This is a genomic window from Lichenihabitans sp. Uapishka_5 (assembly GCF_033947565.1).
GTDB lineage: Bacteria > Pseudomonadota > Alphaproteobacteria > Rhizobiales > Beijerinckiaceae > Lichenihabitans.
The window spans coordinates 83,011-95,677 of record NZ_JARPVX010000005.1 but is presented as its reverse complement, the minus strand read 5'-3'; the positions used below and the strand labels follow the sequence as shown (position 1 = coordinate 95,677).

Here is a 12,667-nt window from a genome sequence, read left to right as displayed (position 1 = left end):
GCATGGCCACGACATTGGACCGCTTCGCCGACCAGAAGCCGGGTTGGGACAGCCCGGTGATGATCGAGTCGCACCAGAACGGCGTCCGCACCAAAACCATGAATCCCAACACGCCCGTCACCTATGACGAGATCGTCGAAGACGCGATCCGCTGCTGGGATGCGGGTGCCACCGCGATCCACGTCCACAACAGCGACTTCGATCTGCGCGGCAAGGCCGCGGCCGACGACTACATGCCGGCCTGGAGCCGCATCATGGCGGAGCGCCCCGACATGATCTGGTACCCGACCACCTGCAACAACCTGCTCTGCACCGAGGGGCAGACCGGGCTCGAACACATCCCCTTCCTGAACCGGGACGCCAACGTGCAGGTGGCCGTGGTCGACACCGGCATCGACATGTTCGCGGTCGACGAGGACGAGCGCGGCCACATCATCGGCCGCCCTTACGGCTGGGACTACCGGCAGGTGGCCGGTCAGGTCGACTTCTGCATGGCCAATAAGATCGCCATGATCTGGGGTGTCTACGAGCCCGGGCACCTGCGCGTCGCCCGCCATTACGTCGACCGGGGCCTGTTCACGCCAGGGTCCAACTGGGACTTCTACCTGGTCGGCAAATACGGCCTGACCTCGACGAAGCCGATCGGCACCTGCGGCATGGAGCCGACGCTCGAGAGCCTTTATTATTACCTCGACATGATCGCGCAGGCCAAGCACGTCCTGCCCTGGTTCATCTCGATCTGGGGCGAAGGCAGCCTCGACACGCGGCCGATCATCCGGCGCGCCATCGAACTCGGCGGCCACATCAAGACCGGCCTCGAACTGTTCTACGACCCCGACCGCAACCCGACCAACCTCGATCTGCTCCGAGAGGTCCAGGAGATCGCCCGCGAGGTCGGCCGGCCCCTGGCAACCCACGCGGACGCGCGTCGCCTTTACAACATCACCTGAACCTGCCCGCCGGTTGCCGGTGCGCCGAGGAACACGCCCATGCAGAAGCTCAACGGCAAGATCGCCGTCATCACGGGCGCCGCGGCCGGGATCGGCTTGGCGCTTGCGGAAACCTTCGCCCGCGAAGGCGGCCGTCTGGCGCTGATCGACCGGAGCGATACCGTGCTGGCGGTGGCGGCCCGCTTCGGGCCGGACCACCGAGGCTATGTGACGGATCTCGGTGACGAGGCGGCCATCGAGGCGACCTTCGCGCGGATCGGCGCCGATCTCACGACCGTCCACATCCTGGTCAACAACGCCGGCATCGCGATCATCACGCCCGCCGAGTCGATTCCCACGGCCGAATGGGACCTGACGATGCGGATCAACCTGCGGGCGCCGTTCTTGTGCGCCCGCGCCGTGGCCCCCTTGATGCTGCGCCAGAAATGGGGGCGGATCATCACCGTGTCGTCCCAGGCGGCGGTGATCGGCATTGAGCACCATGCGTCTTATTCGGCCAGCAAGGCCGGCTTGCTCGGCTTGACCAACTGCCTCGCTATCGAATGGGGGCCGCACGGCATTACGGCCAATTGCGTCTCCCCCACCGTGGTCGAAACCGAACTCGGCAAGGCCGTCTGGGCGGGCGAGAAAGGCGAGCGGGCCCGCGCCGAGATCCCGACGCGCCGTTTCGCCCAGCCGGAAGAAGTTGCCGAAGCGGTGCTCTACCTCGCGAGCGACGCGGCCGCGATGGTCAACGGCGCCAACCTGATGCTCGATGGCGGCAACACCATTCGCTAGAGGCGTCATGCGTCTGCAGGTCCGGCGGCCTCCGCGCTTCGGCCCGGCAGGGCCGCACCTGCACGGAACATCAACCTGCCGACACAGGCAGGACCACCTTCGAAGGGGAGAACACCAATGGCAGAGCCGACCCGCTGGGCGCTGATCGGCGCGACCACGATCGCGCGCGAATGGATGGTCAATGCGATCCGGCAGACGGGTGGCACCATCCACACCGTCATGAGTTCCGATGCCGAACGCGGCGCGGCCTTTGCGGCCGAATTCGGCATCCCCCACGCGACCACGGATCTCGACGAGGTGCTTCGCGATGTTGACGCGGTCTACATTTCGACCACCAACGAGCGCCACTTTGCCGAGTGCATGGCCGCCGCCAAGGCCGGAAAGCACGTGCTGTGCGAAAAGCCGCTCGCCACCAGCTATGAGGACGCGGCCGCCATGGTGAAGGCCTGCCGGGAGGCCGGCGTCGTGATGGCCACCAACCACCACCTGCGCAACGCCGCCACCCATCGCGCCATGCGGGATGCCATTGCGGCCGGCCGGATCGGCACCCCGCTGTCGGCCCGCGTCGTGCATGCCGGCACGTTGCCGATCCAGATGCTGGGATGGCGCCTGCACACCAAGGGCGCCGGGGCTGGCGCCCTGTTGGACCTGCTGGTGCACGATACCGACCTGCTGCGCTTCCTGCTCGGCGAGGAGCCGCTGCAGGTGGCGACCGTAGCCCAAAACGGCGGTCTCGCGATCGAAGGCATCGAGGATGCGGCGATGAGCTTGATCCAGTTCTCGGGCAACATCATCGCTCAGGTGCACGACAGCTTCACCACGCGGGCGCAGCGCACTTCGTGCGAGGTGCACGGCACCACGGGATCGCTGGTGGCGCTGAACAACATGGCCCAGGCCCCGGCCGGCACCGTGACGCTGCGCGACCAGGACGGTGAGCGCGAATTGCGGCTCGACCAGGAAGACTATTACGTCCGCGGCTGCCGGGCCTTCCATGCGGCCATCCGTGGCGAAGGCCACCCGGTGGTGACCGGCGAGGACGGGCTGAAATCCCTTGCCACCGCGCTGGCGGCCCGCGAAGCGGCGAAGAGCGGCCGCTTCGAGCCGATCCGGCAATCCGCCGAGGGATGAGGCTGGCCGAATCCACATCGCCGGGGCCGCGAAGCTAGTTTTCCCTTGCGGCCCATTTCGGCGCTTGATACAAAATCCCATACAATAATCATCTGCTTCAATCAAAGCAGGGTCGGTCCCAGGGAGGGTTCCTGATGACGCCGTCGTCCGACATCATGTTGGAAATGCAGCGCCGCATGTTGCGCATCCGCTTGTTCGACGAGCGGGCCGCCAAGATGCTGATGCGTGGCCTGATCCCCGGCACCATCCACACCAGCATCGGCCAGGAGGCCCAGGTGGTGGGCGCCTGCATGGCTTTGCGGGAGAAGGACAAGCTCGCCGGCAACCATCGCAGCCATGGCCATCCGATCGGCAAGGGTTCGGCGCTGGGGCCCTTGATGGCGGAGCTCGTCGGCAAGGCCGGCGGCGTCTGCAAAGGCAAGGGCGGCTCGATGCACCTTGCCGATTACGCGGTCGGCAGCCTTGGCGAATCCGGCGTCACGGGGTCGTCGATCCCGATCGCCGTGGGCGCCGCTTTGTCGGCCCAGGTACTGGGCGAGGATCGGGTGTCGATGTCGTTTTTCGGCGATGGGGCCGCCAATCAGGGCGTGCTCTACGAGTCGATCAATCTTGCGGCCGCCTGGAAGCTGCCGGTCGTATTCTTGTGCGAAAACAACCATTATGCGCTGTCGACGCCGTCCCGCACCGTGACGAGCGGCAAGATCTCCGACCGGGCCAAGGGCTACGGGATTCCGGGCGTGCTGGTCGAAGACGGACAGGATGTGTTGAAGGTTTACGAGGCGGCCTGCACTGCGGTCGAGCGCGCCCGGGCCGGCGAAGGTCCGTCGCTGGTCGAGGTGATGACCTACCGCTACCGCGAACATGCGGAAGGCTTGCGCCTCACGGTGGATTATCGCGACGCCGCCGAGAAGCAGCATTGGGTGTCGCGCGATCCGCTCAAGCTGTTCCGCCAGGAGCTGATCGACCGGGGCGTCGCCGACGAAGCCGCGATGGTGGCCATGGAGGCCGAGATCGCCAAGGAGATCGACGAGGCGGTCAAGTTCTCGAACGCCAGCCCCTACCCCGAGGTCAAGTCCGCCTTCGAGCACCTCTACACCGACCCCTACGAGATGGAGGGCGCCCAGTGAGCATGATGACCTATATCGCGGCCATCGGGGCGGCGCAGCGCGAAGCGATGGCGGCCGACAAGCGCGTCATCATCTTTGGCGAGGATGTCGAGGCCAACGTTTACGGCACCACGGGCGGCAGCAAGACGCGCGCCGAACAGGGCGACTTCGTGCAGGAGTTCGGCCGTTCGCGCATCCGCAACACGCCCATCGCCGAGGAAGCGATGGTCGGCACCGCGATCGGCGCCGCCATGACGGGGCTGCGGCCTATCGTGGACCTCAGCTATTCGAACTTCCTCTACATGGCGATGGACCAGTTCGTGAACCAGGCGGCCAAGAACCGCTACATGTTCGGCGGCCAGAGCTCGATCCCGGTCGTGTTCCGGTCGGCGATGTTCTACGGGCTCAACACGGCCGCGCACCATTCCGACCGCCCCTACCCGATGTTCATGAACGTGCCGGGCCTGAAAGTGGTGGTGCCGGCCTCGGCCAGCGATGCCAAGGGCCTGTTGCGCACGGCGGTCGACAGCAATGATCCCGTGCTGATCTTCGAAGCGGTTCCGCTTTGGGGCCTCAAGGAAGAGGTAGACGAGAACGAATATCGCATCCCGTTCGGGGTGGCGCGCGTGCGGCGCGAAGGCGAGGACGTCACCGTCGTGGCGATCTCGGGCTGCGTGCCGCTGGCACTCGCGGCCGCCGAACAGGTGGCTTCCACCCGCGGCATCTCGGCCGAAGTGATCGATCCCCGGACCCTTGTGCCACTCGACACCAAGACGATCCTGGATTCGGTCCGCCGCACCGGCCGGCTCATCATCACCGAGCCGGCGCACCGCACCTGCGGCGCCGCGGCCGAGATCGCCGCCATCGTGGTCGAACAGGCCTTTGAGGCGCTGCGGGCTCCCGTGCTGCGCGTCACGGCGCCCGACATGCAGATACCGTTCAGCCCGGTGCTCGAGGCGGAACTCTATCCGACGGCCGACAAGATCGCGGCCGCCATCACCCGCGTCTGCTCGAACAAGCCGTTCAGCGCCGACGATCCTGCCAAGGGAGCCGTGCCATGAAGGTTGAAGTTCTGTTGCCGCAATGGGGCATGGGGATGAGCGAAGGGCTCATCGTCCAATGGAACAAGAAGGTCGGCGACACGGTCGCGGAGGGAGAGTTCCTGGCCGAGATCGAGACCGAAAAGGCCGCCCAGGAGCTCGAAGCGCCCGCCGATGGCGTGCTGACCGAGATCAAGGTGGCCGAGAACGAGCGTGCCAAGGTGCGCACCGTGATCGCCATCATCGAGACACCCGACGACTGACGCCTGTCCGTCAGCCTTTGATCAGCGTCTCGGCCTGAGCCGGGCCGCTCCGCCCCAGCCTCGAACGCGGGAACCGCCGCCATGCCGAGCACAACCGAACCATCCGTGGGCGAAGCGGCCCCCGACGCGTCGGCGCCGACCGATCTGTTCGACCTCATCGTGGTAGGCGCCGGCATCAATGGGGCCGGCATCGCGCGCGACGCCGCGGCTCGTGGCCTGCGGGTGGCGCTGGTCGAGCGCGAGGACATCGGCAGCGGCACCTCGAATTATTCGGGGCGGCTGGTGCACGGCGGCCTGCGCTACCTCGAACAGGGCGATATCAAGCTGGTGCGCGAGTCGCTGCGCGAGCGGGAACGGCTGTTCCAGCTGGCGCCGCACCTCGTCAAACCCGTGTCGCTGATGATGCCCTTCTACCGCCACAACAAGCGGTCGCAATGGTCCATCCGGGCCGCCATGATGGCCTATGACGTTCTGTCATTCGACAAGTCGGTCTCGACCCACAAGGTGTTGTCGCGGCAGGACACGATTTCCCGCAGCCCCGGCATCAATCAGGACGGATTGCAGGGCGCGGCCATCTTCTACGACGGCCAGGTGGTCTGGTCGGAACGGTTGTGCGTCGAGGTCGTGCTGGCGGCTCACGCGGATGGCTGCAAGGTCTACACCTATGCCGAGGTGGACGGGCTGATCTCGGACGGCGAGGCCGTGCGCGGCATCCGCTTCACCGACCGCATCACGGGCAAGCGCCATGCGCTCGGCGGCCGCATGGTCATCAACGCGGCCGGCCCCTGGGTGGATGCCGTGTTGGCGAGCGACAAGCGCATCACGCAGCGCTTCATCGGCGGCACCAAGGGCAGCCATCTCGTGGTGCGTCCCTTCCCGGGCGCGCCGAAGGACGTCGTCTATTACGAATCCCACAAGGACGGTCGGCTGGTGCTCGTCATCCCCTGGGGCGAACAGATCCTGATCGGCACCACCGACCAGCGCTTCGAAGGCGACCCGGACACGGCACGGGCCGATGCCGGCGAGGTCAGCTATCTGCTGGGCGAAGTGAACCGGCTCGTGCCGGGCGCGAACCTGCGGGACGCCGACATCCTCTACACCTACAGCGGCGTGCGCCCCCTGCCCTTCGTGCCCGACAAATCGGAATGGAACGTGTCGCGCTCGCACGTCATCAAGGACCACGCGCCCCAGCATCGCGGGCTGTTGTCGATCATCGGCGGCAAGCTCACGACCTATCGCAGCCTCGCCGAAGAAACCGTCGATATCGCGTTCAAGCAACTGGGATTGAAGCCTCGGCGCTGCCTGACGACGCAGCTGCTGTTCCCCGGCGCTCACGTGCAGGACTGGGCCGGCTTCGAGGCCGATCTTCAGCGGACCAGCGGCTTGCCCGAGACGGCCGTGCATCGGCTTGTCGGCGTCTACGGATCGAGGGCCGGCGACGTGATCGCGCTCGGGCGCCACGAGCCCGCGCTACTGGAGCCGCTGGGCCAGGAGGTCGACACCATCGGGGCCGAACTCGCTTTCACCTACGACACCGAATTTGCCCGGACCCTGACCGACGTGCTGCTGCGTCGCACCATGATCGGCCATCGGGCCGGCAGCGGGGCCGATGTGGCGGACCGTGCCGCCGACATCCTGGCGCCGCGCGCCGGCTGGGATCAGGCGCGCCGCGACCGCGAGGTCGCCGAATACCGACGCTATGTCGAGCGCTTCGCCAAACCCGGCGAGGCGCCGGGCGACGCGAGGCATCCCCGGCCCGCCGACGCCGCCTGACAGGCCCACCTAAACCCATGAGGACTGCCGATGAGACTCGTTGACCCCCGCACCGTGATCGAGAAGGCGCGCCAGGGCGGCTATGCGATCGGCGCCTTCAACATGCACAACGACGAGACCTGCGAGGCTCTGGTGATGGCCGCCGAAGTCGCCAAGGCGCCGGTGATCCTGCAGGTCGGCCGGGCTATCATCCCCCATATGGGTGTGACCCGCGCCTACGAGCTGACGCGGCGCATCGCCGAGCGTTCTGACGCCGATGTGGTGATCCACCTCGACCACGGCAGCTGGGACGAAGTGATGGAAGCGCTGCGGCTCGGGTTCAACTCCATCATGTATGATGGCGCCCACCTGCCGCTCGACGAGAACATCCGCACCACCCGCAAGGTGGTCGAGATCTGCCATGCCTTCGGGGTGCCGGTCGAGGCCGAGCTCGGCAAGATCCCCGATGCCGACGAGAGCGTGAACTGGGCCGATTATTACACCGACGTCGAGGAAGCCCGCCGCTTCGTGGCCGAAACCGGCATCGACACGCTGGCGATCTCGGTCGGCATCGTGCACGGCGTCGTGCCCGGCCGGCCGCAGGAGCCGATCTCCATCGAGCGCACCCGGGAGATCAAGGCTGCGGTCGGCATCCCGCTCGTGCTGCACGGCGCGTCCGGCCTCACCGACCGGGAAGTGCTGGACGCCCGCGCCGCCGGCGTTTGCAAGTTCAACGCCGACACCGACCTTCGGCACGCCTTCCGGGCCGGCTTTGAATCCGTGTGGGCGCAGGGCGACAGGCAGCTCGAGGAGGCCATGACGGAAGGGCGCAAGCGCATGATCCCGGCGACTGTCGAGAAGATGCGCATCTACGGCTGCGCCGGCACCGTCAACTGAACCGCGATGCGCCGCCGCGGGCGGTGCGCGCAAACAAGACGTGACGTCCGGGCTCGAACCCGGCGCTCCAATATTTCAGGGAGGATCTTGGTATGCTGAACATGGGATCAGGTCTTGCGTCGCGGCGTTGGCTCGGCGCTGTGGGGTTGGGAGCGGTCGTGGCCGCGACGGGCGTCGTGCCGACCGCCGAGGCGGCTGGCAAGATGCCGATCGGCGTGTCGGTGGCCGACCAGAAGTCGCTGTTCTATGTGGCGGCCGTCGCCGGCATGAAGGATGAAGCCGCCAAGCAGGGCTATGAGCTGAGGATCGCCTCGGCCAGCAACAATTCGAGCCAGCAGATCAAGCAGGTCCAGGATCTGCTGGTGCAGAACATCGGCGCCCTGATCTTCACCTCGCAGGACTCAACCGCTGCGGCGGCGGGCGTCAAGGCCGCCAACAAGGCGGACGTGCCGGTGATCGCAGTCGACCAGAAGCCGGAAAACGGCAGTGGGAAGCTCGCCACCTATATCGCGACCGACAGCGTCGCGGCCGCGCGCGAGCTTTGCACGTGGCAGTTCGGCCAGTTCGGCAACAAGGGCAACATCGCCATTCTGCGCGGCGTGCTCGGCTCGACGGCGGAAACCCAGCGCTCCCAAGGGTGCAAGGAAGCTTTGGCGAAGACGCCCGGCGTGAAGGCCGTGGCCGAGCAGACCGCCAACTGGGACGAGACGGAGGCCTATAAGGCGGCTCAGAACATCCTGACCGCAAACCCCGAGCTGAACGCCTTCTTCGGCGAAAGCGACGCGATGGCCCTCGGCGCCGCCAAGGCCGCCAAGCAGGCTGGCCGAACCGGCCTCGTCTTTGTCGGGATTGACGGCTTTCCGACGATGTTCCCCGCCATCAAGTCCGGTCTCGTCCAGGCCACGATGGCCCAGAACCCCTACAAGATGGGCGTCATGGCGGTCGATAACGCCATTGCGTTGATGAAGGGCGAGGGCAAGGACATCCCGGCCGAGCAATACATCCCGACCGTCCTGCTGAACAAGGACACCATCGACAAGTATAAGCCGTCCGACTTCTACGGACCGACCGCCGACGCCATGCAGTGATGACGGGACGGCCTGAGCCATCGCCCAGGCCGTCGCAAGCCTGCGTGGAGCGCCCATGACCGACCTGATCGAGACGCCCCAACACGGGCTCGTGTGCCGCAAACTGGTCAAGGCCTATGGCGGCCGTCCGGTACTGAAATCCGTCGACCTCGTGCTCAAGCCCGGCAGCGTGCTGGGCCTGATCGGCGAGAACGGCGCCGGCAAATCCACGTTGAATTCCTGCATAGCCGGCGTGGTGCGGCTGACCGGTGGCGAGATGCTGCTCGACGGCGTTCCCTATGCGCCGACGTCGCCTTCCGACGCCATGGCCAAGGGCGTCGCCCTGATCCACCAGGAAATCCGCCTCCTGCCGGGCCTGACGGTCGCCGAGAACATGTTTCTTGGTCGGCAACCGCTCGCGCGCGGCCGGATCGATCGAGGCCGCATGGTGCGGGAAGCCGGGGCGGCGCTCGAAGCGCTCGGCGTGGCGGTCGATCCGCGTCGCACCGTCGGCGGCTTATCGATGGCGGTGCAGCAAGGCATCGAGATCGCCAAGGCGATCCTGCGAAAGCCGCGCTACATCATCTTCGACGAGCCGACCGCCTCGGTCGGGGCTTCCGAAGCCGAGCGCATCTTCGAGCAGATCCGCTTGTTGCGGAAAGGCGGAGCCAGCATCGTCTACGTGTCCCACCGGCTCGATGAGGTCCAGGCCATCACCGACCGGGTCCTGTGCCTGCGCGACGGCGAGCGCGTCGGGGCCTGGGAAGGTCCCGTATCGCAGCAGGACATGATCAACGCCATGGTGGGCCGCGATTTCACCTTTGAACACCACGCCCCGAAGCCGCGCGGCAACGCGGTGGCGCTGAAGATCGACGGCTTGTGCCGCGACGGCGCCTTCCGGGACATCTCCTTCGACCTCGCCAAGGGCGAGATCCTGGGCTTCGCGGGCTTGATCGGCGCCGGTCGCACCGAGGTGGTGCGCGCCATCGCAGGGGCCGACCGGGCCGACGCGGGCGAGATCCGCGTCGAAGACCACGTGGTCCGCATCACCTCGCCGCGCAGCGCCATCGCGGCCGGGATCTTCATGGTGCCGGAAGACCGCAAGGGTCAGGGCCTGAACCTCGACCGCAGCGCGGCCAAGAACATTTCGCTGCCCTGGGAAGCCAAGCTGCAGCGTTTCGGGGTCGTCACCCCGGGGATCGTGGCCAGGACGGCCGAAACACAGAAGCGACGCTTCGACATCCGCGGTCAGATCGTGCAGCCGGTTGGCCGCATGTCGGGCGGCAACCAGCAGAAGGTGTTGATCGGCAAATGGCTGGTCGAGACCCCGAAAGTGTTCATCGTCGACGAGCCGACGCGCGGCGTCGATGTCGGGGCCAAGATGGCCATCTATGAAATCCTCCGCGGCTTGGCCGCCGAGGGCGTCGCGGTGATCGTCGTCTCCTCCGAGCTCGAAGAGGTGCTTGGCCTGTCGCATCGCATCCTGGTGATGTCGGGCGGCCGGCAGCAGGGCATCCTGTCACGGGATGAGGCGACGCCCGAACGCGTGATGGCGCTCGCGGTCGGGGCGTCGCCGAATGCCGGTGTGTCGGACCACCACAACGCCTGATGCGCATTGAAAGCCGGACAGCAATGGCCGCCGGGGGGAGAACGCCGTGACACAGATCCTGAAATCAAGCGACGGCGTGCTCCTGCCGGCCGAACGGTCCAGCCTCAAGGATCAGATCATGGGCGTGGCCCGGTTCGTGCCGGGACCATTGATCGGCCTGATCGTCGTGGCGCTCGTGCTGTCCACCCTGTCGCCCTATTTCCTGACGACGCGCAACATCGTCAATATCTTCAGTCAGGTATCCGACATCGGCATCATGGCGGCCGGTTCCGCCCTGGTGATCATCACCGGCGGCATCGACCTTTCGGTCGGCGCCGTGCTGGCCACAAGCCTGATGGTGAACGCTTGGCTTTACCGCTACGGCGGCGTTCCGTTCCCGCTGGCGGTACTGGCCGGATTGGCGACCGGCACCTTTATCGGCTTCGTCAACGGAACGCTGTCGACCTATGGCCGCATCCAGCCCTTCGTGGCCACCCTCGCGACCATGTCGGCCTGCTCGGGTCTGGCCTTGTTCATCACCGATGGCAGCCCCATCACCGGCTTCCCCGACTGGTACACCGCGCTTACCTCGATCCGGGTGCTCGGCGTGCCGTTCGAGGCCGTCATCCTGATCGCCATCTACCTGATCGCCGCCTTCTGGCTGCGGTTCCGACCGAGCGGACGCGCCCTTTACGCAGTTGGCGGCAACGAGGAGGTGGCGCGCTTGTCCGGCCTCAACGTGCAGCGAATCCGGGTCGGCGTCTACGCGGTGGCGGGCTTCCTGGCGGCGCTGGCCGGGGTGATCGTCGGCTCCCGGCTCGACTCGGCGCAGCCCACCGCCGGCGTCAACGACCTGCTGAGCGTCATCGCCGTGGTGGTGATCGGGGGTGCGAGCCTCGCGGGGGGCGCGGGCAGCATGCTCGGCACCTTTATCGGCCTGCTGACCATCGGCGTGTTGCGCAACGGCATGGGGCTGCTCAACGTGTCACCCAACCTGCAGCCCGTGGTGATCGGCGTCGCCATCATCTTCGCGGTGCTGACCGATCGGCGATCGCGCTTCTGAATGCGTCCGGCGCAATCGCAGCCTCAATGCCAGTGTCCCGTCTCAGCGATGGCGCAGCACGTAGTCGGCGGTCCGCTCGTCCGTCACCAGCGTCGTGACGAAGCCGCCGCGCAAGGCCGCGAGCACGATGTCCCGCTTGGTTTCGCCGCCCGCCACGGCGAGGCGTCGCGGAATGCGTTTCAGCTCGTCGAGCGCGATGCCGATGGGATTGATGGAGGCGGGCATCTCGACCGATCGGCCGTCCCGATCGATCCAACGGCAGGCGATGTCGCCGACCGCGCCGTGTTTGCGCAGGAAGTCGTTCTGCTCCGCCGTGATGTGGCCGAGCCGGAACATCGTGGTCTCGTTGTGCATCGCGCCAACGCTGTAGACCACCACCGACGCCCGGCGAGCCAGGTCGAGCGCGTCCCGGATGCCGGGATCGTTGGCCAAGGCGAGCGCCGTGGTCTCGTCCTGGACGTAGATCGGGGCCAGCAAGGGGCGTACCGCTGCGTTGAAATGCTGTCCCACGACCTTGGCGATCTCGTTGGTGTCGGTGCCCATCAGGGCGTTGTGGAGGCCGCCCACGAAGGGCACGACCTGAACGCCCTTGAGAGGCGTGCTGCCGACCAGCGACGCCGTCATGGCCAGCAGCGTGCTGCCCCAGCCTACTGCCACGACGGCCTTGTCGATCATCATGGGGGCCAGGAGCTCGGCGGCTGCATGGCCGAGCCAGCGCTTCTGCATCGCCTCGTCGCTCGGAGCCGGGACGATCCGGACGCGGTCGAGGCCGAAAGCCTGCTCGAGGTCCCGTTCGGCCTTGAACATGCTGGCCGAAACGTTCAGCGAGATATGAACCAGCCCGTCGAGCTTGGCGCGTTGAAGCAGGCGCGTGACCGTGCTGCGGCTGACACTCAACTCGGTGGCGATCTCACTCTGGGTGAGTTCCTCGTGGTAATAAAGCCAAGCTGCCCGGGCGGCTTCGCTTTCCTTCTTGTCGATCTCAATCATCGGCTTGCATGGGCTTCATGGCTCGCGTTGCATCGAGGATGTGCGG

Annotated in this window: 12 protein-coding genes; 11 read left to right on the top strand and 1 reads right to left on the bottom strand. The window is 66.6% G+C overall.

Annotation, left to right across the window (positions count from 1 at the left end):
- Positions 1-2 precede the first annotated feature (2 nt).
- The 11 genes from P7D22_RS03790 (at position 3) to P7D22_RS03740 (ending at position 11,631) form a co-directional block, all read left to right on the top strand.
- Positions 3-950, top strand: a complete 948-nt coding sequence (locus P7D22_RS03790) for a 3-keto-5-aminohexanoate cleavage protein (protein ID WP_319932881.1) — start codon at positions 3-5, stop codon at positions 948-950.
- A 39-nt stretch (positions 951-989) separates the two neighbouring features.
- The gene (locus tag P7D22_RS03785; protein ID WP_319932880.1) at positions 990-1,727 is read left to right on the top strand and encodes a GolD/DthD family dehydrogenase; all 738 of its coding nucleotides are present in this window, start codon (positions 990-992) and stop codon (positions 1,725-1,727) included.
- A 117-nt stretch (positions 1,728-1,844) separates the two neighbouring features.
- Positions 1,845-2,855: a Gfo/Idh/MocA family protein gene (locus P7D22_RS03780; RefSeq protein WP_319932879.1), complete on the top strand. Its 1,011-nt coding sequence runs from the start codon at positions 1,845-1,847 to the stop codon at positions 2,853-2,855.
- 134 nt (positions 2,856-2,989) lie between these two features.
- Complete coding sequence (locus tag P7D22_RS03775; protein ID WP_319932878.1) at positions 2,990-3,982, top strand: thiamine pyrophosphate-dependent dehydrogenase E1 component subunit alpha; 993 nt, start codon at positions 2,990-2,992, stop codon at positions 3,980-3,982.
- A 2-nt stretch (positions 3,983-3,984) separates the two neighbouring features.
- A complete protein-coding gene (locus P7D22_RS03770; protein ID WP_319932915.1) occupies positions 3,985-5,022 on the top strand; it encodes an alpha-ketoacid dehydrogenase subunit beta in 1,038 nt (345 codons plus the stop codon).
- A complete protein-coding gene (locus P7D22_RS03765) occupies positions 5,019-5,264 on the top strand; it encodes a biotin/lipoyl-containing protein (protein WP_319932877.1) in 246 nt (81 codons plus the stop codon). Before P7D22_RS03770 ends, P7D22_RS03765 begins: the two co-directional genes overlap by 4 nt.
- Before the next feature lie 81 nt (positions 5,265-5,345).
- Entirely contained in the window at positions 5,346-7,037 is a 1,692-nt protein-coding gene (locus P7D22_RS03760) for a glycerol-3-phosphate dehydrogenase/oxidase (RefSeq protein ID WP_319932876.1), read from the top strand.
- Between the two features lie 30 nt (positions 7,038-7,067).
- Positions 7,068-7,913 carry a class II fructose-bisphosphate aldolase gene (locus P7D22_RS03755; RefSeq protein ID WP_319932875.1) on the top strand — a complete coding sequence of 282 codons (846 nt, stop codon included), beginning with the start codon at positions 7,068-7,070 and terminating at the stop codon, positions 7,911-7,913.
- A 92-nt stretch (positions 7,914-8,005) separates the two neighbouring features.
- Positions 8,006-9,001 carry a substrate-binding domain-containing protein gene (locus tag P7D22_RS03750; RefSeq protein WP_319932874.1) on the top strand — a complete coding sequence of 332 codons (996 nt, stop codon included), beginning with the start codon at positions 8,006-8,008 and terminating at the stop codon, positions 8,999-9,001.
- Positions 9,002-9,056: 55 nt separating this feature from the next.
- Entirely contained in the window at positions 9,057-10,589 is a 1,533-nt protein-coding gene (locus P7D22_RS03745; RefSeq protein WP_319932873.1) for a sugar ABC transporter ATP-binding protein, read from the top strand.
- Between the two features lie 46 nt (positions 10,590-10,635).
- Positions 10,636-11,631 carry an ABC transporter permease gene (locus tag P7D22_RS03740; RefSeq protein WP_319932872.1) on the top strand — a complete coding sequence of 332 codons (996 nt, stop codon included), beginning with the start codon at positions 10,636-10,638 and terminating at the stop codon, positions 11,629-11,631.
- 42 nt (positions 11,632-11,673) lie between these two features.
- Here the strand turns inward: P7D22_RS03740 and P7D22_RS03735 are convergent, their stop codons facing one another.
- On the bottom strand, positions 11,674-12,621 hold the full coding sequence (locus tag P7D22_RS03735; RefSeq protein WP_319932871.1) for a sugar-binding transcriptional regulator: 948 nt from the start codon (positions 12,619-12,621) through the stop codon (positions 11,674-11,676).
- Positions 12,622-12,667 lie beyond the last annotated feature (46 nt).